This window comes from Streptomyces rhizosphaerihabitans (assembly GCF_025399795.1).
GTDB lineage: Bacteria > Actinomycetota > Actinomycetes > Streptomycetales > Streptomycetaceae > Streptomyces > Streptomyces rhizosphaerihabitans.
Genome location: NZ_JAODTZ010000051.1, coordinates 40,787 through 63,978, shown reverse-complemented (window position 1 = coordinate 63,978; position 23,192 = coordinate 40,787). Strand labels below are relative to the sequence as shown.

The 23,192-nt window shown below is 70.0% G+C and carries 24 protein-coding genes; 18 read left to right on the top strand and 6 right to left on the bottom strand.

Annotated features, from left to right (window positions below; all coding sequences use genetic code 11):
- The first annotated feature begins 192 nt into the window (after positions 1-192).
- The 4 genes from lipB to N4G66_RS35995 all read left to right on the top strand — a co-directional run bounded on the left by lipB (position 193) and on the right by N4G66_RS35995 (position 3,408).
- A complete protein-coding gene (lipB, locus tag N4G66_RS36010; RefSeq protein ID WP_261708512.1) occupies positions 193-999 on the top strand; it encodes a lipoyl(octanoyl) transferase LipB in 807 nt (268 codons plus the stop codon).
- 164 nt (positions 1,000-1,163) lie between these two features.
- Entirely contained in the window at positions 1,164-2,129 is a 966-nt protein-coding gene (lipA, locus tag N4G66_RS36005; RefSeq protein ID WP_261708511.1) for a lipoyl synthase, read from the top strand.
- Positions 2,130-2,420: 291 nt separating this feature from the next.
- Positions 2,421-2,615, top strand: a complete 195-nt coding sequence (locus N4G66_RS36000; protein ID WP_103553051.1) for an SCO2195 family GlnR-regulated protein — start codon at positions 2,421-2,423, stop codon at positions 2,613-2,615.
- A 94-nt stretch (positions 2,616-2,709) separates the two neighbouring features.
- On the top strand, positions 2,710-3,408 hold the full coding sequence (locus N4G66_RS35995; protein WP_261708510.1) for a DUF4191 domain-containing protein: 699 nt from the start codon (positions 2,710-2,712) through the stop codon (positions 3,406-3,408).
- Between the two features lie 144 nt (positions 3,409-3,552).
- Here the strand turns inward: N4G66_RS35995 and N4G66_RS35990 are convergent, their stop codons facing one another.
- The gene (locus tag N4G66_RS35990; RefSeq protein WP_261708509.1) at positions 3,553-4,020 is read right to left on the bottom strand and encodes an RDD family protein; all 468 of its coding nucleotides are present in this window, start codon (positions 4,018-4,020) and stop codon (positions 3,553-3,555) included.
- Between the two features lie 199 nt (positions 4,021-4,219).
- Here N4G66_RS35990 and glnA point away from each other — a divergent pair, with 199 nt between their 5' ends.
- The 3 genes from glnA (at position 4,220) to pspAB (ending at position 7,441) form a co-directional block, all read left to right on the top strand.
- Positions 4,220-5,629, top strand: a complete 1,410-nt coding sequence (glnA, locus tag N4G66_RS35985) for a type I glutamate--ammonia ligase (RefSeq protein ID WP_261708508.1) — start codon at positions 4,220-4,222, stop codon at positions 5,627-5,629.
- A 278-nt stretch (positions 5,630-5,907) separates the two neighbouring features.
- The gene (gene htpX / locus N4G66_RS35980) at positions 5,908-6,852 is read left to right on the top strand and encodes a zinc metalloprotease HtpX (RefSeq protein ID WP_261708507.1); all 945 of its coding nucleotides are present in this window, start codon (positions 5,908-5,910) and stop codon (positions 6,850-6,852) included.
- Between the two features lie 4 nt (positions 6,853-6,856).
- Positions 6,857-7,441: a PspA-associated protein PspAB gene (gene pspAB / locus N4G66_RS35975; RefSeq protein WP_261708506.1), complete on the top strand. Its 585-nt coding sequence runs from the start codon at positions 6,857-6,859 to the stop codon at positions 7,439-7,441.
- A 38-nt stretch (positions 7,442-7,479) separates the two neighbouring features.
- Here the strand turns inward: pspAB and N4G66_RS35970 are convergent, their stop codons facing one another.
- On the bottom strand, positions 7,480-7,785 hold the full coding sequence (locus N4G66_RS35970; protein WP_261708505.1) for a hypothetical protein: 306 nt from the start codon (positions 7,783-7,785) through the stop codon (positions 7,480-7,482).
- A 274-nt stretch (positions 7,786-8,059) separates the two neighbouring features.
- On the opposite strand from N4G66_RS35970, the gene N4G66_RS35965 reads away from it, so the two are divergent.
- Positions 8,060-8,749, top strand: coding sequence for a DUF1269 domain-containing protein (locus N4G66_RS35965; protein WP_261708504.1), 690 nt, complete (start codon positions 8,060-8,062; stop codon positions 8,747-8,749).
- A gap of 131 nt (positions 8,750-8,880) precedes the next feature.
- The gene (locus N4G66_RS35960) at positions 8,881-9,666 is read left to right on the top strand and encodes an alpha/beta hydrolase (protein WP_261708503.1); all 786 of its coding nucleotides are present in this window, start codon (positions 8,881-8,883) and stop codon (positions 9,664-9,666) included.
- A 120-nt stretch (positions 9,667-9,786) separates the two neighbouring features.
- On the opposite strand, the gene N4G66_RS35955 is transcribed toward N4G66_RS35960, so the two are convergent.
- Together N4G66_RS35955 and N4G66_RS35950 are read right to left on the bottom strand one after the other, a co-directional pair.
- On the bottom strand, positions 9,787-11,145 hold the full coding sequence (locus N4G66_RS35955; protein ID WP_261708502.1) for a DUF2252 domain-containing protein: 1,359 nt from the start codon (positions 11,143-11,145) through the stop codon (positions 9,787-9,789).
- A 5-nt stretch (positions 11,146-11,150) separates the two neighbouring features.
- Positions 11,151-11,660, bottom strand: coding sequence for an FxLYD domain-containing protein (locus N4G66_RS35950; protein WP_261708501.1), 510 nt, complete (start codon positions 11,658-11,660; stop codon positions 11,151-11,153).
- A 145-nt stretch (positions 11,661-11,805) separates the two neighbouring features.
- Between N4G66_RS35950 and N4G66_RS35945 the strand changes: the two genes are divergently transcribed.
- A complete protein-coding gene (locus tag N4G66_RS35945) occupies positions 11,806-13,056 on the top strand; it encodes a winged helix DNA-binding domain-containing protein (RefSeq protein ID WP_391858942.1) in 1,251 nt (416 codons plus the stop codon).
- A 293-nt stretch (positions 13,057-13,349) separates the two neighbouring features.
- On the opposite strand, the gene N4G66_RS35940 is transcribed toward N4G66_RS35945, so the two are convergent.
- Positions 13,350-13,658, bottom strand: a complete 309-nt coding sequence (locus N4G66_RS35940) for a hypothetical protein (protein WP_261708499.1) — start codon at positions 13,656-13,658, stop codon at positions 13,350-13,352.
- Between the two features lie 164 nt (positions 13,659-13,822).
- On the opposite strand from N4G66_RS35940, the gene N4G66_RS35935 reads away from it, so the two are divergent.
- The 7 genes from N4G66_RS35935 (at position 13,823) to N4G66_RS35905 (ending at position 21,971) form a co-directional block, all read left to right on the top strand.
- Positions 13,823-14,182, top strand: coding sequence for an arsenate reductase family protein (locus tag N4G66_RS35935; RefSeq protein ID WP_261708498.1), 360 nt, complete (start codon positions 13,823-13,825; stop codon positions 14,180-14,182).
- Between the two features lie 358 nt (positions 14,183-14,540).
- Positions 14,541-15,215 carry a septal ring lytic transglycosylase RlpA family protein gene (locus N4G66_RS35930; protein WP_261708497.1) on the top strand — a complete coding sequence of 225 codons (675 nt, stop codon included), beginning with the start codon at positions 14,541-14,543 and terminating at the stop codon, positions 15,213-15,215.
- 418 nt (positions 15,216-15,633) lie between these two features.
- On the top strand, positions 15,634-16,662 hold the full coding sequence (glnII, locus tag N4G66_RS35925) for a glutamine synthetase (protein WP_261708496.1): 1,029 nt from the start codon (positions 15,634-15,636) through the stop codon (positions 16,660-16,662).
- A 128-nt stretch (positions 16,663-16,790) separates the two neighbouring features.
- Positions 16,791-17,714 (top strand): DUF6891 domain-containing protein, encoded by a 924-nt coding sequence (locus tag N4G66_RS35920; protein WP_261708495.1) that lies wholly within the window; start codon positions 16,791-16,793, stop codon positions 17,712-17,714.
- A gap of 330 nt (positions 17,715-18,044) precedes the next feature.
- Positions 18,045-18,677: a winged helix-turn-helix domain-containing protein gene (locus N4G66_RS35915; protein WP_261708494.1), complete on the top strand. Its 633-nt coding sequence runs from the start codon at positions 18,045-18,047 to the stop codon at positions 18,675-18,677.
- Positions 18,678-18,907: 230 nt separating this feature from the next.
- Positions 18,908-19,894 (top strand): SDR family oxidoreductase, encoded by a 987-nt coding sequence (locus N4G66_RS35910; RefSeq protein WP_261708526.1) that lies wholly within the window; start codon positions 18,908-18,910, stop codon positions 19,892-19,894.
- 511 nt (positions 19,895-20,405) lie between these two features.
- The gene (locus N4G66_RS35905) at positions 20,406-21,971 is read left to right on the top strand and encodes a DUF1996 domain-containing protein (RefSeq protein WP_261708493.1); all 1,566 of its coding nucleotides are present in this window, start codon (positions 20,406-20,408) and stop codon (positions 21,969-21,971) included.
- 98 nt (positions 21,972-22,069) lie between these two features.
- On the opposite strand, the gene N4G66_RS35900 is transcribed toward N4G66_RS35905, so the two are convergent.
- Complete coding sequence (locus tag N4G66_RS35900) at positions 22,070-22,498, bottom strand: hypothetical protein (protein ID WP_261708492.1); 429 nt, start codon at positions 22,496-22,498, stop codon at positions 22,070-22,072.
- Between the two features lie 156 nt (positions 22,499-22,654).
- On the opposite strand from N4G66_RS35900, the gene N4G66_RS35895 reads away from it, so the two are divergent.
- Positions 22,655-23,164, top strand: coding sequence for a tetratricopeptide repeat protein (locus N4G66_RS35895; protein ID WP_261708491.1), 510 nt, complete (start codon positions 22,655-22,657; stop codon positions 23,162-23,164).
- Positions 23,165-23,192 lie beyond the last annotated feature (28 nt).

The following is a 23,192-nucleotide window of genomic DNA, read 5'->3' as shown; positions in this document are numbered from 1 at the left end:
CGGAGCGTAAGCACGGCATCGCACACATCGACATTCATTCATCCGATCGTGTGAGGATTAGCTGTCGGGCTGACGCGGATCGGACGGACGTACAGTGGCGTGGGCGCGCCACGGACCTGACGAAAGGTTCCTCCGCGCGCCCCGCACGGGGACCACCACGTGCCCGAGGAAGCTTCGAGGGAGGCGCTTGCCGTGAGTGAGTTGCGGTTCGTCCGCATGGGATTCGGTGCCGAGGCCGTCGAGTACCAGGAGGCGTGGGACGAGCAGCGTCGCGTGCACACCGCCCGGTTCCTGGACGAGATCCCCGACACCTGTCTGCTCCTGGAGCACCCGCCGGTCTACACCGCGGGCCGGCGCACTGCGGACAGCGAGCGGCCCCTGGACGGCACGCCCGTCATCGACGTGGATCGCGGCGGCAAGATCACCTGGCACGGTCCCGGCCAGCTGGTCGGCTACCCCATTCAGAAGCTCCCGCGTCCGGTGGACGTCGTAGCACATGTACGCCGCCTGGAAGAGGCTCTTATCCGTACGTGTGCGGAGTTCGGCCTGGAGACGAGCCGGGTCGAGGGCCGCAGCGGCGTCTGGATCCTCGGTGACACCAAGGACCCCGCCGAACGGTCCTCCGCCCTCGGGGGCCTCTCCCTGGACTTCGACCCGCGACTGACGGACGAGGAGTTCGACCCGCGGCTCAACGGCCCGGAGTACGCCCCGTCCAACGCGGGCCAGCGCCGCGAGGACCGCAAGATCGCCGCGATCGGCATCCGCGTGGCCAAGGGCGTCACGATGCACGGCTTCGCCCTGAACGTGAACCCGGACAACGCCTGGTTCGACCGGATCATCCCGTGCGGCATCCGCGACGCGGGGGTCGCCTCCCTCGCGGGCGAGCTGGGCCGCGACGTGACCATCGCCGAGGTCCTCCCGGTGGCCGAGAAGCACCTCGGGGACATCCTGGCGAACGCGGACCTGAAGCCGCGCGTCGTGGAACGCACACCGGCCTAGACCCGGCGCGTCGTGGAACGCACACCGGCCCGGAGCCCGTGTTTCCACGGCTCAGACCCCTCGGGAATGCACCCCCGCTCCCGAAGGTTGCCCACCTCGGGGGCCGAGAACCGCACGGGCGTACCCTGGTGTACGCCGAAGAATCGAAGTTACAGGGAGCCGATGTGTCCGCAGTCGCACCCGACGGACGCAAGATGCTGCGCCTGGAGGTCCGGAACAGCCAGACCCCCATCGAGCGCAAGCCCGAGTGGATCAAGACCCGGGCGAAGATGGGTCCCGAGTACACGAAGATGCAGGCGCTCGTGAAGAGCGAGGGTCTGCACACGGTCTGCCAGGAGGCGGGCTGCCCCAACATCTACGAGTGCTGGGAAGACCGCGAGGCCACCTTCCTCATCGGCGGTGACCAGTGCACGCGGCGCTGCGACTTCTGCCAGATCGACACCGGCAAGCCGGAGGCCCTGGACCGGGACGAGCCGCGCCGTGTCGGTGAGTCCGTGGTCACGATGGACCTGAACTACGCCACCATCACCGGCGTCGCCCGCGACGACCTGGAGGACGGCGGAGCCTGGCTGTACGCCGAGACGGTCCGCCAGATCCACGCCCAGACGGCGGGCCGCGAGGCCGGCCGCACCAAGGTCGAACTGCTCGCCCCGGACTTCAACGCCGAGCCCGAGCACCTCGCCGAGGTCTTCTCCTCGCGCCCCGAGGTCTTCGCGCACAACGTCGAGACGGTCCCCCGGATCTTCAAGCGCATCCGTCCGGGCTTCCGCTACGAGCGCTCGCTCAAGGTCATCACCGAGGCCCGCGACTACGGTCTGGTCACGAAATCGAACCTGATCCTCGGCATGGGCGAGACCCGCGAAGAGGTCAGCGAGGCGCTCCAGCAGCTGCACGACGCCGGCTGCGAGCTCATCACGATCACGCAGTACCTGCGGCCCTCCGTGCGTCACCACCCCGTGGAGCGCTGGGTCAAGCCGCACGAGTTCGTGGAGCTCAAGGAGGAGGCCGAGGAGATCGGCTTCTCCGGCGTCATGTCGGGCCCGCTGGTCCGCTCCTCGTACCGGGCCGGGCGCCTGTACCAGATGGCCGTCGAGAAGCGGGGAGCCTACGTCGCCTCCCAGGCGGTCTGATACGCCGAACGGATCACGTTGCGAAACGAAAGCGGTGGCACTCGGTGCCACCGCTTTTGTGTGAATCCGGGCACAAGCGGCCTTGCTTTCACAAGTGGCCGTTCACATCCCCCTCGGCATCCGCGCAGTTGAAGACACCGTACGGACCAACCCAGGAAGAAGACCCGCCGCATCAAGGCTTCACTGGTGTTTGACCGGTCGGTCACGCCCTGGTAACACCAATCAGTGACCCTGGTCCTACGTCACGCACCGCCCCGTCCGAGCCGCCGATCCCGAGGGGGGACCTCCATCATGCAGGCCGCGCCCGTACGCGCCACCGCGATTCCGTCGTTCACCGATGCACTCCGTGCCGTCGAGTCGCTGCTCATGAGCAGCGGGCAGCGCACCGCTCGCCGCAACGCCTGGACCTCCGTCCTGGAGGACCGTCGCCGGGCCAAGGACCGGGTCGAGGCGCAGCGCGTGCTGGAGTCCGTCTCGCACTCCTGAGCGACGTACTCCCGACCGCCGCTCCCCCGGTGCAGCGGTCCCGACCGCCGGTACTGCCGTCGTCGGCGCTTCCCGGGCCACGTAGACTCGTGGCATGGCGAGGAAGGAACCCGCAGCGGACGCTGCGAACCCCGGGCGACTCAAGCAGATCGCTCTGACGTACAAAATGACCCGCAAGGCTGATTCCAAGATCGGTCTTGTACTCGCGACTGTCGGAATTCTCACCCTTGGTGTCTTCCTCGCGATCGGCTTCTTGATCGGTCACCCGGTCTATCTCGGGATTCTCGGGCTTCTGCTCGCCTTCCTCGCGACGGCGATCGTCTTCGGACGCAGGGCCGAGCGGGCCGCCTTCGGGCAGATGGAGGGACAGCCGGGCGCGGCCGCGGCGGTGCTCGACAACATCGGCCGGGGCTGGACCACGACCCCGGCGGTGGCGATGAACCGCAGCCAGGACGTGGTGCACCGCGCGGTCGGCAAGGCCGGCATCGTGCTGGTCGCCGAGGGCAACCCGAACCGGGTGAAGAGCCTGCTGGCCGCCGAGAAGAAGAAGATGGCGCGGATCGTCGCGGACGTCCCGGTGCACGACATTCTCGTGGGCACCGGCGAGGGCCAGGTGGAGCTGAAGAAGCTCCGCACGACGATGCTGAAGCTGCCGCGCGTGCTCGCCGGCCCTCAGGTCACCGCGACCAACGACCGGCTGCGCGCGATGGGCGACCTCATGAGCAACATGCCGCTCCCGAAGGGCCCGATGCCCAAGGGCATGCGGATGCCGCGCGGCGGCCCGAAGGGCTGACCCTCCTGATACGAGTTCCACGCGAACCAGGCAGTTCCAAGCAGCACCGACGCAGTTCTACGCCGATGGGGCGCCCGGAGATTCTCCGGGCGCCCCATCGGCGTAGCGGGATCGTTTCGCCCCGTCCCCGGGGCGAAACGAGTGTCAGATACGGACTTCGATCGTGCGGGCCAGCCGGTCGTGCAGGCCGCGGCCGTCGCGGTCCCAGATCAGCGCCGGGACGGCCACGCACAGGAGCGCGGTGCGCACCAGGACGCGCAGCGGATTCAGCCGGCCGCCGCCCTCGGGGACGACGCGCAGACCGAACAGGCGCTTGCCCGGAGTGAAGCCGACGGTACCGACCGTGAGCAGGCCGAGAACGAAGAAGACGAGCAGGGCCCAGTTGCCCGTCGCCTGGTCGTAGCCGTCGGTGAGCAGCCCGTATGCGATCAAGAGGCACAGGCCCCAGTCGACGGCGAGGGCGCCCAGACGGCGGCCGGGGCGGGAGATCGAGCCCGGTCCGTGCTCCGGGAGACCGAGCTGTTCGCCCCGGTATCCGAAGTCGACACCGGCTTCCTCCGCCGCCGCACGGGGGCCGGAGAGCCACGATCCGATTGCTTGCCTGTTGTCCACCCGCCCAAGGTACTGTGCCCGTTTTGCCATACGGACAGGAGGGGCCGGGAGGACCCGGGTCGGTTAACTTGGGCGAAACAAATGGGTCACGCTTGAGAAATCCCCCGTCCCTATGGTCGGCTCCAGCGTGTGCCACCGCACTGGCCGCACGAACGAACTACCACCCCGGTCCACTGTGGGCGGGAGTAGGAGGAGCTGGATGTTCCAGAACGCCGACGAGGCCAAGAAGTACATCGCGGACGAGGGCGTCAAGTTCGTCGATGTCCGCTTCTGCGACCTGCCGGGTGTGATGCAGCACTTCACGATCCCGGCCGAGGCCTTCGACCCGACCGAGGAACTCGCGTTCGACGGGTCCTCCATCCGCGGCTTCCAGGCCATCCACGAGTCCGACATGGCGCTCCGCGCCGACCTGTCCACCGCGCGCGTCGACCCCTTCCGCCGCGACAAGACGGTCAACATCAACTTCTTCATCCACGACCCGATCACGGGCGAGCAGTACTCCCGTGACCCGCGCAACGTGGCCAAGAAGGCCGAGGCCTACCTCGCGTCGACCGGTATCGCGGACACCGCGTACTTCGGTCCCGAGGCCGAGTTCTACGTCTTCGACAGCGTGCGCTTCAAGACCTCCGAGAACGAGGCGTTCTACCACATCGACTCCGAGGCCGGCGCCTGGAACACCGGTGCGCTCGAGGACAACCGCGGTTACAAGGTCCGCTACAAGGGCGGCTACTTCCCGACCCCGCCGGTCGACCACTTCGCCGACCTGCGTGCGGAGATCTCCCTGGAGCTGGCCGCGTCCGGCCTCCAGGTCGAGCGCCAGCACCACGAGGTGGGCACCGCCGGCCAGGCCGAGATCAACTACAAGTTCAACACGCTGCTCGCCGCGGCCGACGACCTCCAGCTCTTCAAGTACATCGTGAAGAACGTCGCCTGGCGCAACGGCAAGACCGCGACCTTCATGCCGAAGCCGATCTTCGGCGACAACGGCTCGGGCATGCACGTCCACCAGTCCCTGTGGAGCAACGGCTCCCCGCTGTTCTACGACGAGACCGGCTACGCGGGCCTCTCGGACATGGCCCGCTACTACATCGGCGGCATCCTCAAGCACGCCCCGTCGCTGCTCGCCTTCACCAACCCGACGGTGAACTCCTACCACCGCCTGGTCCCCGGCTTCGAGGCCCCGGTCAACCTGGTGTACTCGCAGCGCAACCGCTCCGCGGCCATGCGTATCCCGATCACGGGCTCGAACCCGAAGGCCAAGCGCGTCGAGTTCCGCGCGCCCGACTCCTCCGGCAACCCGTACCTGGCGTTCGCGGCCCTGCTGATGGCCGGCCTGGACGGCGTGAAGAACAAGATCGAGCCGGCCGAGCCGATCGACAAGGACCTCTACGAGCTGGCTCCCGAGGAGCACGCGGGCGTCGCCCAGGTCCCGACCTCGCTCCCGGCCGTCCTCGACCGCCTGGAGGCCGACCACGAGTTCCTGCTCGCGGGCGACGTCTTCACGTCGGACCTGATCGAGACGTGGATCGACTACAAGCGCACCAACGAGATCGCGCCGCTCCAGCTGCGTCCGCACCCGCACGAGTTCGAGCTGTACTTCGACGTGTAAGCCCGTCGCCGACGGGTGAGCCCGTCGCTCCGGCCGCACACCACCGGCCGTGCCCTTCCTCCGGGAGGGCACGGCCGGTGTGCTTTCCCCGCCGGCGAGAACTCCGAGGCCGCCCGCTCCCGTCCTGACCCGGCGCCGTAACGTCCACTCCGCATAAATAAGTGGTTCTTGACAGGGAAGTTCTTTGCCCACCGCGGGGCCGATCGGCACCTGTTCATGGGGAACCGCAGGCGCACAATGGAATGCGGGACGAGTGCCTGACTGCGGGGTGGTGCGAGATGCAGAGCCGATTCCGGAACGATCGGCAGCTGACCGTGCGGATGACGGTCACGCTGTTCCTGCTCGGATTGCTGTACGTGGCCTTCGTCGCCGCGTTGATCGTGTTGCTGAAGTCGTGGGTGCTGGTCGTGGTGATCGCGGCCGGGCTGCTCATCGCGCAGTACTGGTTCTCGGACCGGATCGCGCTCTACGCCATGCACGGGCGGATCGTGGAGCGGGAGGAGTATCCCCAGCTGCACGGCGTCGTCGACCGGCTGTGCGCCGTGGCCGACATGCCCAAGCCGCTCGTCGCCGTGTCGGACATCGACATGCCGAACGCGTTCGCCACGGGACGCAACGCCGATCACGCGGTGCTGTGCGTGACCACCGGACTGCTGCGCCGCCTGGAGCCCGCGGAGCTCGAGGGCGTCCTCGCGCACGAGCTGTCGCACGTGGCGCACAAGGATGTCGCCGTGATCACCGTGGCGTCCTTCCTCGGGGTGCTCGCCGGGCTGATCGTGCGGTTCGCGTTCTACTCGCAGCTCTTCGGCGGGCGGGGCCGCAAGGACCAGAACACCGTCGCCATCTTCATGGCGGTGATGGCGGTGTCCGCGGCCGTGTACGCCATCAGCTTCATGCTGATCAGGGCGCTCTCCCGGTACCGCGAGCTGGCCGCCGACCGTTCCGCGGCCCTGCTCACCGGCCGCCCCTCGGCACTGGCGTCCGCGCTGACCAAGGTGACCGGCGACATCGGCCGGATCCCGACGAAGGACCTGCGGACCGCGCAGGCCTTCAACGCCTTCTACTTCACCCCCGCGCTCGGCGCCCAGCCGGGCATCGCCAACCTCTTCTCCACCCACCCGAGCCTGGAGCAGCGGCTCGAACAACTGGCCCGCATCTCCGTCGAACTGGGCGAGCCCGCGGTCCCGGACGCGATCACACCGACTCCCGGAGAGGCCCTCTGACCGCATGGGGTTCCTGGACATCCTGCTCGGCCGCAGCAAGCCCGCCGCACCCGACCTCGACCAGCTCTTCGGGCTGCCGTCGGCGGCCGTGACCCTCCAGGCGGCGGCCGGGTTCACCCCGACCGGCACGGGCGCGGTGTGCTTCGCGTCCGCCGAGGGCGCGGCCTTCGCCGAGGCGCACCAGGAGGCACAGGCCCTGCTCGACGCGGACACCGGACGGACGGGCTCCCCCGTGGAAGTCGGCAAGGACGAGTACGGATACTCGTGGCTCGTCTCCCGACGCGCGCCCGACGACCTGCCGGCGCTGGTGAGCGATCTGCACGCGGTCAACAGCTCCCTGGAGAGCACCGGCTTCGGACCCCAGCTGCTCTGCTCCGTGGTGGGTTTCAAGGACAGCGGGCAGCGACGGCTCGACCTCGTCTATCTCTACAAACGAGGTTCCTTCTACCCCTTCGCGCCGCTCGGCGACGAAGGTGAGCGGCGCGACAACGCGCTGGAACTCCAGATCAAGGCGGCGCTCGTCGACGACCTGCGCATCGAGCAGGACCTCGCCCGCTGGTTCCCGATCTGGGGTGCCCCGGGACTGTGACGCCCCGGGCCGGGGCCAGAACCGGACAGGTTCTGCTTCTACTCCTGCTTCTGGCGCTCCTGGCGGCGCGTCTGGAGGGGGCGTTCGCGGCGGTAGCGGCGTTCCCACCTGGCCTGGCGGTCGCGCCGGTCGCGGTACGCCCGGTAGTTGTTGTCCGTGCGGCCCGCGGCTGCGCCCGAGCCCGGTGCGGCGGAGCCCGGGGACCCCGCGGCGGACGCGCTCCCCCCGGTGCGGCCGTAGCGGACGTACAGGAAGAGCAGGACGATCGCCGCGAGCCAGAGGGTGTGGTTGGAGAAACCCATGACGACCAGGATCGCGGTCGCGGAGAAGATCAAGGTGCCCATGACGGGACTCCTTGTATGCGTGAGTGAAAAGGCCTTGACGGCTTTCTGGATGTGCCGACGGGGCGCTGGGGGAGGCGGCCGTCCGGCGGTGCGTAGAGAGTAGCCCCGAGACCGCGAACTGATGCCTGTCCGGCGAGAAGCGGTGCGCTGCTGCTCCGGAACGCGCCTTCGGCGTAGGGAGCGTGACCGCCCGTACGCATCCGGATTTCTCCCGACTGCATCACATCCCATATCGCTATAAAGTCGAACGGAATCGACATAAGGGGTGCCCCTCATGAGCAATCTGTTCGTCATCGCCTACGACGATGTCGCGACCGCGAGCCGGGTGCGCGACAAACTGTTCGAGCTGTCGAAGCAGCATCTCGTCGAGCTGGAGGACGCGGTCGTCGTCGAGCGGAGCGAGGACGGCAGGATCAAGCTGCACCAGGCGGTCAGCCACACGGCCGTCGGCGCGGCCGGGGGCGCGCTGTGGGGCGGGGTGATCGGGCTGCTCTTCCTGGCGCCGCTGCTCGGCGCGGCGGTGGGCGCGGCGGCCGGTGCCGCCGGTGGCGCGATCACGGACACCGGGATCGACGACAAATTCATGAAGGATCTCAGCCAGAACCTGCGGCCGGGCGCCGGCGCACTGTTCGTTCTGGTCAAGCAGGCGGCCGGAGACAAGGTGATCCCTCAGATCGCCGAGTTCGGCGGCCAGTTGGTGCAGACCTCACTGAGCCAGGAGCAGGAGGACGCGCTGCGCGAAGCGGTCGCCGCGGCACAGGCGAAGGCGGCCGGCACCGCCGCGACGCCGGAAGCGGGCGGTACGGCCGCACCGGCAACGGGCGCGACAGCCACACCGGAAGCGGACGCCGCGGCCACATCCCGGACAGGCCCCGCGGCCGCGTCGGGAGCAGGCGCCGCGGTCCCGTCGCCGCCGATCAGCACCACCAAGCCGGACGCGAGCGGGGCTCCCGCATCCTCCTGAGCCGACGGTCCGACCCCGTCAACCACCCATCCCGGAAAGGGATTTCGCGCGTCACTCCCGTCACCCGGGTGACGTCCCACGCGCCGCACCCTCCTCAGGAGCGGCGCGGTCTGCCTGCGTAAATTGAGGGGATGCCCTCTCCCTTCGCACACGACCACGACGGTGAACGACTGAGCTGCGTCAGCGGCGGCGGGGACGACTCCGGTGGCGGCGCGCCCACCGCCGTCCTCCTGCACGGCGCGGGCAACGGCAGCAAGGAGCGACTGCTCCCGCTGCTCGACGACTTCGCCGCGCGAGGCTGCGCGGGGCTCGCCTTCGACTTCTCCGGACACGGTGAAAGCACCGGCGAACTGGGCGAGTTGAGCCTTCGGCGGCGTTTCGAGCAGGCCGTGTCGGTGATCGACGCGACGGTTCCGGCGGGTGCCCCGCTGATCCTCGTCGGGTTCAGCATGAGCGGCCAGACGGTGGCCGATCTCGCGCGGCACTACGGGGAACGCGCGGTGGCGCTCGTGCTGTGCGCGCCCGCGGTGTACGCCGCCGAGGCCTGGCCGGTTCCGTTCGAGGACGCGGAGGGCACCTCCCGGCAGGACGGCGCCGAAGCGGCGCAGAGCCGCTTCAGCCGGATCATCCGTACCCCGGACAGCTGGCGGCGGGCTCCCGCGCTCGACGTACTGCGGGCGTACGAGGGGCGCGCGGTACTCGCCGTACCCGCCGCGGACGCGGTCATCCCGCCCGCGGTGACGGAGGCTGTCGCGGACGCGCTCACCGCCCGCGCCCGCTTCACCCGCTTCGAACTGCCCGACGCCGATCATCTGCTGGGCCTCTGGTTCCGCGACCACGCCGAGGACCGGCAGCGGCTCGTGGACCTCGCCCTCACCGGACTCGGCGACCCGGTCCGGACAGCCGCCGGCGCCTGAACGGCCGCGCGGGGCGCGAAGGATGACGCCGTATCCGACTCCTGTCACCGTCCGGAACTCCTGTCACCGTCCGGAACTCCTGACGGCGGCAGGAGTCCGACAGGAGTTCCGAACGGGGTCTCACACGCCCGGGGCTGCCGGGACCACGCCCGCCATCACCGCCGCGCCCAGTGCCGCGTGGTCGGTGGCGTTGCGGCCCGTGTAACGTAGTGCGAACTCCGCGACGGCGCGGTCGAAGGTGTCGGCGCCGCCGAGATAGGCGGCGATCGCGATCCGGTCGCCGGAGCGGGCGTGCGCGCGGGCCAGGGCGGTGCCGCACAGCCGGGCGTAGGCGCGCAGTTCGCCCGGACTCATGCCGGCGATGTCCGCGGACCCCTTCATGTCGTGCAGTTGGCGCCAGTAGAACGCCCGCCCCTCGGGGCCGGTGGTCCAGCCGAGGAAGATGTCACCGGCGGCCTGCATCAGCCGCTGCCCCGCGACGACCCGGCGCCCGGGATGGACGTACGGGCCGCTGGGCAGATGCTCTTCGAGTACGGACCGTCCCGCCTGCTTGATCTGCAGGAACAGCGGGTCGTCGGCATCCCGCCCGGCGAGCAGCACGATGAAGCAGCGGGTGCCGACACTGCCGACCCCGACGACTTTGCGGGCCGCGTCGACGAACCGGTAGCGGTCGAGGAGCAGGCGGCGTTCCTCGGGGAGCGTGGAGCGGTAGTCACTGAAGATCTTGCGGAGCGAGGCCGTGTCGAGGGATCCGGCCGGTTCCAGCAGGGGCGGGTCGTGGACGATACGGCGGCGTCCGTCGACGGTCTCGGTGAGTTTGCCGAGCGCCTGCAGGCTGGTGCGGCGGCGGGCCCGGGTGAGTGTCGCCTCGGCCCGTCGGCGCTGTCGCCCCGAGCGGACCAGAGGCAGCAGCAGATCGGCGTCGATGTGCTGGTACCAGACGCTCAGCTCGCCCTGCCGGGCCAGCCGTCGCACCACCTCGCGGTACTGCCCGGCGGCGGCTCGTGCCGCGCCGAAGACGTGTTCCTCCTTGTGCCCGTTCTCCCGGGCCGCGACCGCGACGCTGGCCGCGAGGCGTTTGACGTCCCACTCGAAGGGGCCGGGGAAGGTCTCGTCGAAGTCGTTGAGGTCGAAGAGCAGGGAGCGTTCCGGGGAGGCGTACAGGCCGAAGTTCAGCAGGTGGGCGTCGCCGCACAGCTGGACGGTGAGCCCGGTGTGCGGCTGGGCGGCCAGGTCGGCCGCCATGACGGCGGCGGCCCCGCGCAGGAACGCGAGCGGTGACGCCGCCATCCGTGCGTACCGGATCGGCAGCAGTTCCGGAAGCCGCTCCCTGCCCTGCTGTTGCAGGAGGCCGACCGGATCGGGTCGGTCGGCGGCGGGGATCCAGGTGCCGTGCGCGGAACGGGAGACCCTCTTTCGGGCGGCCCGGCCCCGGGCGGCCCGGTCCGCCGAGGTGGCCGTGACGCTGTTGCGGAGCACGGCGGTCAGTGCCTTACTGCTCGGGCGACGGTGGTCTTGACGTCGCCGGTGAGAGAACGGTTGCTGCGGGCGGTGGCGTCCTTGGAACCGTTCCCCGCGACGTCGTTCACCGTCACGACCGTCGTGTCGAGCAGGTTGCCGCTCTGGTCGCGGAAGTCGACCTGGACGACGTACGACTTCGCCGAGGAGGTGGGATTGGTGACGGTCACCTTGACCGTGGCCCGCCCATCGGAGTCGGGGCTCGCGTTCCCGTCGAGCTTCACCTCGTCCTTGGCGTCCACGCCGCCCTTGAACTCGTCGAACTTCCGGCCGGCCTCGGCGGTCGCGGAGGCGAGGGCGTCACCCGCCTGGGTGGCGGCGGACGCGGCCTGCGAGACCGCGGACGCGGCCTTGGAGGCGGTGTCGGAGGGGCTGCTGTCGTCCGAACAGGCGGCCAGCTGCGTGGCCAGGGCCGCCACCACGAACACGGCCAGGATCAGTCGGACCGGTCCTCGTATGCCGTTCCTCTGATGCATCGTCTCTCCCCACGTGGTCCTGGTTCGCCTTTCCGGATTCCGCTTCGTCGCGGTGGCCCCAGTCAAGGCCGAGGGCAGGGCCGCCGCATGCCCGGCTACGTCGAACGGGTGAGCCTCGTCCTGTGACGGGCGGCTGTCCGAGAGGATGGGGAGCGCCGAGCAGGGAGCGCGGAGTACGAGGCGACCGGACGGAGGCGACGTGACGGGGAAGCCGCGGCACATCGGGGTGGCGGAGCGACGGGCACGGCTCGGGCTGCGGCAGCGGCTCGCGGACGCCGCTCGGGCCGCGACCCCCGAGGAGGTGGCGGACTCCCTGGTCGCGCTGCACGGCACCGACCCGGCGACGGTGTATCTGGCGGTGGGCGCACGGCTCGCGGACGCCGGGGGGACGGTGGCGCAGGTCGACCGGGCGCTGTACGAGGACCGGTCACTCGTACGGATGCACGGCATGCGGCACACCGTGTTCGTGTTCCCCACCGGGCTGGCCGCCGTCGTGCATGCCTCGACGGGGCTCGACATCGCCGCGAAGGCCCGTGCCGGGCTGGTCAAGGACATCGCCACCGGAAGCGACGGCCGGCTGACCGAGGAGTGGCTCGATGAGGTCGAGGCGTCCGCGCTCGCCGCGCTGGCCCGGCGCGGACAGGCAACGGTGAACGAACTCACCCGGGACGAGCCGCGGTTGAAGGAGCAGTTCGTCTACGGAGCCGGGAAGAGCTATGAGAGCCCGCAGACCGTGTCGTCCCGGCTGATGCGGGTGCTGGGCGTCGAGGGCCGGGTGGTGCGGGGGCGCCCGCTCGGTTCCTGGACGTCGAGCCAGTTCCGCTGGGCGGTCGCGCCGCCGCATCCTCGGCTCCCGCCCGCCGAGGCCCGGTCCGAGCTGCTGAGCCGCTGGCTCACGGCGTGCGGGCCCGCCACGGAGGCCGACCTGAAGTGGTGGACGGGGTGGAAGGTCACCGACGTACGGCGGACGCTGGCCGCGATCGGTGCGGTGGCCGTCTCGCTCGACGGCGGGGTCACGGGGTACGTGGCGGCGGGCGACGAGGGCCCGGTCGACGGGCCGGACGCGCCCTGGGCCGTGCTGCTGCCGGGCCTCGATCCGACGCCCATGAGCCGGCAGGAGCGGGACTGGTATCTCGGACCGTCCCTGCGGCCCGCCCTCTTCGACGGCAGCGGCAATGTCGGGCCGACGGTGTGGTGGGACGGACGGGTGGTCGGGGGGTGGGCGCAGCGGCCCGACGGCGAGGTCGTCTGGCGGCTGCTGGACACCGAGGCTGTCGGCCGCGAGGCACGGGCCGCGATCTCGGCGGAGGCGGAGCGCCTTCAGACCTGGGTCGGTCGGACCCGGGTCACGCCACGCTTCCGGACCCCCTTGGAACGGGAGCTGTCGGCGGGGTGACCCCCTGTGACGGGAGTTGCCAGGGGGGTGACGACCGGTACGGGAGCGGGAGTTGCCGACGGGTCCCGGTCTGCGCCGGGGCCTGTTCCGAAGGGGTGCCGGCGTCGGGTCGGGGCCGGCGTCGGGTCGGGGCCGGCGTCGGGTCGGGGCCGGTGCCGAAGTCGGGGCCGGTGCCGAAGTCGGGGGCAGGGCCAGGATCGGGGCCAAGGTCAGGGTTGGTGGCGAGGTCGGTGCCGGGTGGCTCCGCGGCGGGCGGGGTCACCCGGCACCGGTGAACCGGCGCGCTCAACTCCTCAACGCGCGTACCTCATCAGCGCACGCACCATGTGGCACGTGATGTCCGACGGCGGGTGAACGCCGATGACTTCCGCGGTGCTGCGGATCTTCTCGTTGCGGGCCTGGTTCGGCACGTACACACCGGAGTCGAGCAGAGCGATGGCGAGTCGCATCGCCTTGAGCCGGCGGTTGTGCGTGACGTACCAGTCGCGGGGGCGCCCCGGCGGCAGCGGGCGCTTCTCCACGGGCTCGTACGGCAGATCCAGCAGGACCGCCCTCTTGGATGTGGACTGAGTGGGCAGCGGCTTCAGTGCGGCAGCGGGCACAGGCATCCTCCTGTCGCGGTCAGGGCGCCGTCCGGACCGCCCGGCGACACCCTCGAACACTGCTTCTATTCTACCGCCGGGCACTGACAAAAGCCGCTGGCCACGAGGCCTTCGGGAGGGCCGTGACGGCAGCGTACGAAGGTGTCCCCCGTAACGTGTGCGGCATGGAGATCTGGATCAACCCGGCCTGTTCGAAGTGCCGCAGCGCGATCGGCCTGCTCGACGCCGAAGGCGCCGACTACACCGTCCGCCGCTATCTGGAGGACGTGCCCGGCGAGGACGAGATCCGCGACGTCCTCGCCCGCCTCGGCCTCGAACCGTGGGACATCACGCGGACCGAGGAAGCCGACGCGAAGGAACTGGGACTCAAGGAGTGGGCGCGGGACGCCGGTTCACGGGACCGGTGGATCAAGGCACTGTCCGAGCACCCGAAGCTCATCCAGCGGCCGATCATCACCGCGGACGACGGGACGGCGCTGGTGGGCCGCACGGACGAAGCGGTGCGGGACGCCCTGTCGCGGTGACGGAGCGGGGCGGAGCGCTCAACATCCCGCCACGTCACTCCCGGAACGAGGGCACCCGGCCGACGCCGGTTCCGACCAGGGGCAACGCCTGGCCGGTGTCGGTCCCGGGACCAGGGGCAACACCCGGCCGGTGTCGGTCCCGGGACCAGGGGCAACACCCGGCCGGTGTCGGTCCCGGGACCAGGGGCAACACCCGGCCCGCCTCCACTCCGGCACCCGGCCGACGCCCGGCCCCCACCCGTTCCGCCCAACTCCCGTGTGATCCAGGTTACTTAAGTGAATGTCGTAACCGTTGAGCAACTGCGTTCGGCATCTCGTACATAGCGGCGTAACGCCCCCCACCGCTCTGGAGGCGCGCATGTCGCGTAGGAGAAGGACTCTCAGCACCAAGAAGAAGATCGCTCTGCTGGTCAGCGCGGCGACCGTGGCGGGCGGCGGGGCCTTCGCCCTGGCCGCCACCTCGAACGCGGCGTCCGTGCAGACCGCTCAGACCTCGGTCGCGTGTCAGGGCCTGGCCACCGCGCTCGGCAACAATCAGAGCTTCATCGCGGACCAGAAGGCCCACCCCGACTCCCAGTCGGCGGCCAGAATCGCGAACCGCGAAGCGGTCATCGCGCAGATCAAGGTTCAGCAGCAGGCGTCGGGCTGCGCTGTCGGGGAATCGGCTCAGGGCTCCCAGACCGCTCAGCAGCCCGCCCAGTCCGCACCGGCCAAGACCGCGCCGGCCGCCTCGGCTCCGGCGCAGACCGCCCCCGCGAACAACGCCGGCGGTGCCGCCGCCACCGGCCAGCAGGTCTGCACCGGTTCGACCGTCACGCTCTCCGGCGAGGCCGGCGCACCGGCCGCGTCCAGCAACCAGTTCCCGGCCGGGACGAAGCTGAAGGTCACCAACCTGGACAACAACAAGTCCACGACCGTTCAGGTCACCTCGGTGTCCGGCAGCTGCGTCCTGCTGAACAACGCGGCCTTCGAACAGGTCCGCGAGCCGGGCAAGTTCCTGATCCGCAAGGCCCGTATCGAGAAGGTCGGATAACGGGCGGAACGTGTCGAAGGCCCTGCCGTCACCGATCCCCTCCCGGTCGGAAGCGGCAGGGCTTTCGCATGGGCGGGCAACCGTTCTCGCGGACAGGCAACCAGGACGGAACCGGGCCACATCCCCCGTACCGCTTCCACGCGCATCGCATACGAGCGGCCCCCGCCGGACCTGCCGGGCCCCGGGCGGACGACGGGTCGGCCGATCGCGGTCGCGAACAATCACGCGCGGACGACCGCGTCGGCGCAGGTCGTGTGAGACCGCGCACACACAGCCCAGGTAACACGGGGTTCACATTCGGGCAACGCTCGGGAAATCGCTGGTTGACAGGCTGCCCGGCATGTCCAGCGGCGCCCCAGTGCCGCAGCGCCGCAGCACCCGCAAGTGCGATCAAGACCCACCCCGAAGGATGTGGCCCGTGAGCTTCAAGGCTGAGTACATCTGGATCGACGGCACCGAGCCGACGGCCAAGCTCCGTTCCAAGACGAAGATCCTGGCCGACGACGCCAAGGGTGCCGAGCTGCCGATCTGGGGCTTCGACGGCTCCTCGACGAACCAGGCCGAGGGTCACGCCTCGGACCGCGTACTCAAGCCCGTGGCCAGCTTCCCGGACCCGATCCGCGGCGGCGACGACATCCTCGTCATGTGCGAGGTCCTCAACATCGACATGACGCCGCACGAGTCCAACACCCGTGCCGAGCTGGCCGGGGTCGCGGAGAAGTTCGGGGTGCAGGAGTCGATCTTCGGCATCGAGCAGGAGTACACCTTCTTCAAGGGTGCGCGCCCGCTCGGCTTCCCCGAGGGCGGCTTCCCGGCCGCGCAGGGCGGCTACTACTGCGGCGTCGGCGCGGACGAGATCTTCGGCCGTGACGTCGTCGAGGCGCACCTGGACAACTGCCTCAAGGCGGGCCTCGGCATCTCCGGCATCAACGCCGAGGTCATGCCCGGTCAGTGGGAGTTCCAGGTCGGCCCGCTGGCGCCGCTGGAGGTCTCGGACCAGCTGTGGGTCGCCCGCTGGCTGCTCTACCGCACCGCCGAGGACTTCGGCGTCTCCGCGACGCTGGACCCGAAGCCGGTGAAGGGCGACTGGAACGGCGCGGGCGCGCACACCAACTTCTCCACCAAGGCGATGCGCGAGGGCTACGACGCGATCATCACCGCGTGCGAGTCGCTCGGCGAGGGCTCGAAGCCGATGGATCACGTCAAGAACTACGGTGCCGGCATCGACGACCGCCTGACGGGCCTGCACGAGACCGCCCCGTGGAACGAGTACAGCTACGGTGTCTCCGACCGCGGCGCCTCGGTCCGCATCCCGTGGCAGGTCGAGAAGGACGGCAAGGGCTACATCGAGGACCGCCGCCCGAACGCGAACGTCGACCCGTACGTCGTGACGCGCCTCATCGTCGACACCTGCTGCACCGCGCTGGAGAAGGCCGGCCAGGTCTGATCCGCCCCCGCACCCACGAAGGGGCGCCCGCCGAATCGGCGGGCGCCCCTTCCGCGTGTCCCGCGCCGCCACGGAGGCCGTTCCGCCCGGCCCGTCGCGTTGTCAGTGGGATGTGTCAGCCTTGATCCATGCGGAGCGACGAGTCCCTCGCCATCAAGGCCGAGACGGAGAACCGGCAGAAGCACGCGCGGATTTCGGGCGGGCGGCTGCGGGAGCTGGTGCACCGGATCGGCGGTGACGACGACCACTTCCTGGTCGTGCAACGGATACCGGACGTCCCGGACGTCTTCGTCCAGGTGTGGCACAAGCACGGCGGGGAGTACCAGCTGGAGTACCGCGAAGGCCGCGCGCGTTTCTTCGGCACGGTTCTGGGCGACCGCGACCGGGTCGCGGACGCCATGACGGGGTGGGCCCGGAAGGATCCCGACTGGGATACGGGCATCACCTGGGAGCCGCTCGGCCACGACGCCCCGCAGGAGATCCCGGAACTCCCCGAGGATGTGCGGGAAGAGGTCGAGGCCCGGATCAGGGAGCTGCTGGCCTGCGGGTACGCGGACCGGGCCCAGCTCGCCGAGGACGCCGAGGAGTGTCTCGTCTCCGGCGACCACCGTCCGGTGTCCAAGGCGCAGGCCCGGGAGCTCGTGGACCTGCTGTGGACGGAGCGGCTGGCCGAGCAGGAGGCCTGGGAAGGGGGCACCGATCCCGAGCGCCTCACCGAGGTCTTCGAGGCGCTGGACGCGAGTGGCATCACCGCGCGCGAGAACTTCGCCTGCTGCCGCAACTGCGGCACCACCGAGATGGCCGAGGAGCGCGGCGAGGGAGCGCGTGGCTTCGTCTACTTCCACAGCCAGTGCACGGAGAGCGTCGTCGCGGGTCACGGACTGAGCCTGCTCTACGGCGGGTTCGACGGCTCGGCCGAGACGACGGCGGCCGTCGGACGCGAGGTCGTCGCGGCGCTCGGCGCTGCCGGGCTGTCCACACAGTGGGACGGCTCCGCCGACAGCACGATCCGCGTCACTGGGCTGACTTGGCACAAGCGCCTGGTCGGATAGGGGTTCGCACCGTCAGCTTCACACCAAGGAAGTGTCCGGCCCTCGCAAGGAGTCTGCTGCCGGGCTCGTGTTTCTGCTTCAATGGGGTCATGGCCAGCTTCCAGAAGTGCATCGCGACGGGTCGCCATGACCTCGAGCCCTTCTGGCCCTCTCGTCAGCACCACGACTTCGACCGGGTGTGTTGTCGCGCGATGAACGCGCCGGCCCTCTAAAGCCGTACACCCCGGCCTTCGGCCAGCGCGCACGACGTACGTCCTCGACGGCCCCGACCACGAACTCGCGGTCGTCGACCTTCCCGACGAACTTCTCGCGCGAAAGAGCTGACCTCTCATGGCTTCCACTCGTTCCTTCTCCTCCGTCGCGACGGCCCCCACCCCCTCGACCGCTCCGGGACGGCACCGACTCCGTGCCGTCGACCGGGACGAGGATTGGGGCCTCCCCCGCTCGAACGCAGTTGAGAGTTCGGGGAACGACGTCGCCGACTTCCTGCCGCCGGGTGCCACCTGGCTGCCCGCTCCTCAGCACGCGCTGCCGGTCCTGCCGGGGCAGCCGCCGATGATCGGCTACCTGGTCCTCGTACCGGCGGACCAGCAGCCCCTGTTCCCGCTCGCCGTGACGGACCGGGCCGAGCCCCCGGCCGCCACCGGTGGCGGCGCCGACCGTGCCGCCGACCCGCTGGTGCGCATCGACACCGTGCAGCGCACCGCCGAGGTCGACGGGCGGGTGCTGGACCTCACCTACCTGGAGTTCGAGCTGCTCGCGCATCTCGTCCGGCATCCGCACCGGGTGCACACCCGCGACCAGTTGGTCTCCACGGTGTGGGGCTACGGGCATGTCGGCGACGGACGGACCGTCGACGTCCATGTCGCCCGGCTGCGCCGCAAGCTCGGCACCCAGCACCGGCAGGCCATCCAGACGGTGCGCCGGGTGGGGTACAAGTACACCCCGCCGACCGGCCGTTGACACCTCCGATCGGACGTTCACCCACCTCCTGACGGGAGTCCACCCACGTCCGGCCGGGAATCGGTCCTCCTCCGGCCGGGCGTTCACGCACATCCGGCCCGGGTTTGATCCGTCCCACGAACCGCCTCCGGCCGGGCGTCGACCCGCCCCGCGAGTCTTCTGTCAGCAGATTCGCGTGCCACCGGGTGGCCGGTCCGTGCAGAGTCGTCCGTATGACACGGAGACTTCTGATGCTGGGCGGTACGGAGTTCGTGGGGCGCGCCGTCGTGGAGGCGGCGCTCGCCCGAGGATGGGAGGTCACCGTCTTCCACCGCGGACGCCACGAACCCCCGGCCGGGGTGCGGTCGTTGCTGGGCGACCGCACCACGCCGGACGGGCTCGCGGCGCTGGCCGGCACCGCGGACACGTGGGATGCCGTCGTCGACACCTGGTCGGCGGCGCCGCGGGCCGTCCGGGACGCGGCCCGTCTGCTGGCCGGGCGGGTGTCCCGCCATGTGTATGTGTCGAGCTGCTCGGTGTACGCGTGGCCCCGGCCGGCCGGGTACACCGAGGACGCCCCGCTGGTGGACGGGGCGTCGGCCGGCGCGGACGCGACCGACTACGCCCGGGACAAGCGGGGCGGGGAGCTGGCCGCTGTCGAAGCCTTCGGCCCGGAGCGTTCGCTGCTCGTACGGTCCGGGCTGATCCTCGGGCCGTACGAGAACATCGGGCGGCTGCCGTGGTGGCTGAACCGGATCGCGGCGGGCGGTCCCGTGCTCGCTCCCGGGCCGCGCGATCTGCCGCTCCAGTACGTCGACGTCCGCGACCTCGCCCAGTGGACGCTCGGGGCGGTGGAAGCGGAACTCGACGGGGCGTACAACCTGGCCGGCCCTCCGGGGCACAGCACGATGGGGGCGCTGCTCGACGCGTGCGCGGAGGTGACCGGGGCGCGGGCCGAGCTCCGCTGGACGGACCCCGAGGTCGTGCTCGGCGCCGGGATCGAGCCGTGGACGCAGTTGCCGGTGTGGGTGCCGGCCGGGAGCGAGCTTCATGCCGCGGTGTATTCGGGGGACGTCTCCCGGGCGGTGCGGACGGGCCTGCGGTGCCGGCCCGTCCAGGAGACCGTCGCCGGCACCTGGAGCTGGCTCAGGTCCCTCGGCGGGCCGGCACCCCGGCGCGCCGACCGGCCGACGGTGGGACTGGACCCCGCGGTGGAGGCGAAGGTCCTCGGAATCTGAAACCCCCGGGAATTCCTGGTCCCGGACGTTCCGGCCGCCGCAAGGGTGGTGTCGGCACACCCACCAGGGGATTCGGTTTCAGTGACCGGCCCCGAGGGTCGGCGGCCGTCTCCTTGTCGCCTGCCGGTCGGGGCTTGCCGCCTGCCGGTCGGGGCCGGGTGCTTCCGGCGTACGGCGTCCATATCGCCGCGCCGGTCAGGGGCAGTCCGAACTTGGCCATGCGGTCGGCCAGTTGGAGCCGGACGTGAGCACCGGTCGACGTACGGCGACGGTTCCATTCGGATCGGGCACTTACTGAATATCAGTCAAAAAAGCGTTCTCAAACCTGAATAGCGAGATCAACTCTCGTGAATTCGCGGGCTTCTGAGACCATTGTGCCTGAATTGACCTCAGGAACCTCCAAGTTTTTTTCGAGACCCCTGAACACCTCACACACCTCCTGCGTATGGAATGGAGCCGCTTCACTCCTGTCGGGCGCCTCGCTGCCCCGCAAGGAAGTCAGAGGAGTTCCATGGGACGCAACATTAGAAAACGCCGTTCGCCGCTGGTCGTTCGCGCCGTTGCCGCGTCGGCAGCGCTCGCGATCGGCGGGGGTGGGCTGGTCTGGGCGAATTTCTACGCCTCGGCGCACGAGAGCAACAACTCGGCTCACAACACCACCAAGGCCGCCGGCGCGCAGGTGGCGACCATCACCTGTCCGGATGTCGGTCAGAAGCTGACCAGCGTTCCGAACCAGGCGCGGGGCGAGGTCGACGGTGAGCTGGCGACGCTCGACCAGCAGATCACCGCCGCCTACCAGCGGCTCGCCACCACTCGTGACGCGCAGACGAGGGACGCGAGCTTCGTCCAGAACTCCATCCTCGTACCGCTGAAGCAGAACCGGTCGGTGATCATCGACCGGATCAAGCTGGAGATCAACCGCGTCGGCGGGAAGGCTCCGGGCTGGCTCGACGGTCTCTCCACCTGCACGGGACAGCCCGCTGACCAGACGAACACCGGCGGGCAGAACAACGGCGGCGCCGCCGCCAGCCCGTCCGCGAGTGCCAGCGCGAGTGCCGGCGCAGGAGCCGGTGCCGGTGCGGGTGCCGGTGCGGGTGCCGGTGCGTCCGCGAGCGCCAGTGCCCCTGCCGGTGGTGTGCAGGCGGGTGGCGGACAGGCCGGAAACGGGCCGGTCGCGGCCGACTTCGTCGACATCACGAAGGTCCAGCCGAACGTCGCCCGCAAGGCCCGGATCGGTGCGGCCGGTTCGTCCGGTGTGTTCTCGACGGCCTGCGGTGTCAACGCGAACAAGAAGTTCAACACGGACAACGTGATCGTGGCGCCCGGTGTCACCAACGGTGCGCACCACCTGCACGACTACGTCGGCAACCAGTCGAACGACGCCTTCGCCACCAACGACACGTTCGCGGCGGCCCAGACGTCCTGCGCCAACCAGGGCGACAAGTCGTCGTACTACTGGCCGGTCGTGCGTATCCAGAACGGTACGCAGGACTTCGACCAGAACAACCTGGGCGGCGGCAAGGAACTCAACGTCGGCCAGATCCAGCAGGTGAGGCAGGCGCAGATCAAGTTCGTCGGCAGCCCGACCAGCAAGGTCGTCGCGATGCCGAAGTTCCTGCGCATCATCACCGGTGACGCGAAGACCACGACCAACGGTCTCGCGAACGCCAACGCCCACTGGAGCTGCACCGGTTTCGAGAACAAGGTGCAGCTGACGGCGCAGTACCCGATCTGCCCGCGCGGCAGCACCGTGGTCCGCACCTTCGCCTTCCAGAGCTGCTGGGACGGGGTGAACGCCGACAGCGCGAACCACCGCACCCACGTGGCCTTCGCCGACGCCCAGGGCAATTGCGCGAACGGCTTCAAGGCCATCCCGCAGCTGACGATGCGCCTGGTCTACGGCTTCCGGGCCCCGACCCTCACCAACGGGCAGATCAAGAACGCCTACGCGGTGGACGGTTTCCCCGAGCAGCTCCACAAGGCCACCACCGACCACGACGACTTCATCAATGTCTTCGACGAGACGCTGATGAACAAGATGGTCACCTGCATCAACAACGGCCAGCGTTGTAAGTAGCCTCCATGAGGAAGCCGGTGGCGGGATCTCCCGCCACCGGCTTTCTTTTGTTTCCGGTATATGTGACCCGCGCGGTCGGCCCCGAGGCCCTCGCGCGGTCAGCCGCTGTGCTCGTGACCGGTGTGCGAGGTCCCTTCTTCGAGGGTCCCGCCGAGCCGGCCGCGCAGCGTCGTGACCATCTTCTGGTCCCCGACGGCGACCCACTTGGCACCCACGAGGTACGAACCGCCGTAGTCCTTGGCCCCGTTGAGCCACTCGCGCTGACCGCGGTCGGTGGCGAAGGTCGCCAGGATGAACTTGCCGGAGCTGATCTTGCAGACGCCCTGGCGGATCTCGTCCGCGTCGGTCTGGATGCTCGGTTTGCACTTCACCTCGGCCGCCAGGTCCTCCAGGCTGCCGGTCGCCGTGGGCGGGACGGTCTCCTTCGCCGCCGCGCCCTTGCCGTCCGATCCGCCGCCGCAGCCGGTCAGTGCCAGCAGAACGGCCACGGCCGCCCCGGCCAGAAGCCTCTCGCGTGTCAACCTCATACGTTCCTCCGGTACCTGTCGGCGCTCACGCCGAGAAGAGCCCCGGCGAGGGCTCTGCCTTCGATACGGCTCCGGGCCGCCCCGTGCTCAATCGGCCGTCGTCACGGGTGGGGAACCCGGTACCGCCGGAGGTACGGCTGTGCGAGGGTGACACCCGTGAACGAAGACTGGGAAGAGCGTACGACGGCGGCCTGGGCCGGCTTCGACGACTACGAGGAAGAGCGGGCGGCGGACTTCCGGGCGGTGATCGACACCCTCGTCGCAGAACTGCCCGCGGACAGCCCCCTCGGCCCCTTCGAGCAGGCCTGCGCCTGGGACTCGACCGGCCACTCCGACAAGGCCGTGCCCCTGTACCGGGAGGCGCTCGCCCGCGGCCTGAGCGGATACAAGGGCCGGCGTGCGAAGATCCAGCTCTCCAGTTCGCTGCGCAACATCGGCCAGGCGGACGAGGGCGTCAAACTCCTCACGCCCGAGCTGGTAGGGCCCTCGGACGAGTTGGACGACGCGGTGCGGGCCTGTCTGGCGCTCTGTCTCGCCGACCTCGGACGCGAACGCGAGGGCCTGTCTCTGGTGATCGGCGCCCTGGCCCCCCATCTGCCGCGCTACCAGCGATCGATGGCGAACTACGCGCGTCTGCTCGTGGAGCCCGGGGACTCCGTGGACTGAGTCCTCGGCGGGGCCGGTGACCATCCAT

What these genes read in the sequence shown, in the direction of transcription:
- N4G66_RS36000 (WP_103553051.1), top strand. Translation starts at nt 2,421, where the DNA reads ATGCAGGCCGCGCCCGTACGCGCCACCGCGATTCCGTCGTTCACCGAT.
- N4G66_RS35995 (WP_261708510.1), top strand. Translation starts at nt 2,710, where the DNA reads ATGGCGAGGAAGGAACCCGCAGCGGACGCTGCGAACCCCGGGCGACTC.
- glnA (WP_261708508.1), top strand. Translation starts at nt 4,220, where the DNA reads ATGTTCCAGAACGCCGACGAGGCCAAGAAGTACATCGCGGACGAGGGC.
- htpX (WP_261708507.1), top strand. Translation starts at nt 5,908, where the DNA reads ATGCAGAGCCGATTCCGGAACGATCGGCAGCTGACCGTGCGGATGACG.
- pspAB (WP_261708506.1), top strand. Translation starts at nt 6,857, where the DNA reads ATGGGGTTCCTGGACATCCTGCTCGGCCGCAGCAAGCCCGCCGCACCC.
- N4G66_RS35970 (WP_261708505.1), bottom strand. Translation starts at nt 7,785, where the DNA reads ATGGGCACCTTGATCTTCTCCGCGACCGCGATCCTGGTCGTCATGGGT.
- N4G66_RS35965 (WP_261708504.1), top strand. Translation starts at nt 8,060, where the DNA reads ATGAGCAATCTGTTCGTCATCGCCTACGACGATGTCGCGACCGCGAGC.
- N4G66_RS35960 (WP_261708503.1), top strand. Translation starts at nt 8,881, where the DNA reads ATGCCCTCTCCCTTCGCACACGACCACGACGGTGAACGACTGAGCTGC.
- N4G66_RS35950 (WP_261708501.1), bottom strand. Translation starts at nt 11,660, where the DNA reads ATGCATCAGAGGAACGGCATACGAGGACCGGTCCGACTGATCCTGGCC.
- N4G66_RS35945 (WP_391858942.1), top strand. Translation starts at nt 11,806, where the DNA reads ATGGGGAGCGCCGAGCAGGGAGCGCGGAGTACGAGGCGACCGGACGGA.
- N4G66_RS35935 (WP_261708498.1), top strand. Translation starts at nt 13,823, where the DNA reads ATGGAGATCTGGATCAACCCGGCCTGTTCGAAGTGCCGCAGCGCGATC.
- N4G66_RS35930 (WP_261708497.1), top strand. Translation starts at nt 14,541, where the DNA reads ATGTCGCGTAGGAGAAGGACTCTCAGCACCAAGAAGAAGATCGCTCTG.
- N4G66_RS35920 (WP_261708495.1), top strand. Translation starts at nt 16,791, where the DNA reads ATGCGGAGCGACGAGTCCCTCGCCATCAAGGCCGAGACGGAGAACCGG.
- N4G66_RS35915 (WP_261708494.1), top strand. Translation starts at nt 18,045, where the DNA reads ATGGCTTCCACTCGTTCCTTCTCCTCCGTCGCGACGGCCCCCACCCCC.
- N4G66_RS35910 (WP_261708526.1), top strand. Translation starts at nt 18,908, where the DNA reads ATGCTGGGCGGTACGGAGTTCGTGGGGCGCGCCGTCGTGGAGGCGGCG.
- N4G66_RS35905 (WP_261708493.1), top strand. Translation starts at nt 20,406, where the DNA reads ATGGGACGCAACATTAGAAAACGCCGTTCGCCGCTGGTCGTTCGCGCC.
- N4G66_RS35900 (WP_261708492.1), bottom strand. Translation starts at nt 22,498, where the DNA reads ATGAGGTTGACACGCGAGAGGCTTCTGGCCGGGGCGGCCGTGGCCGTT.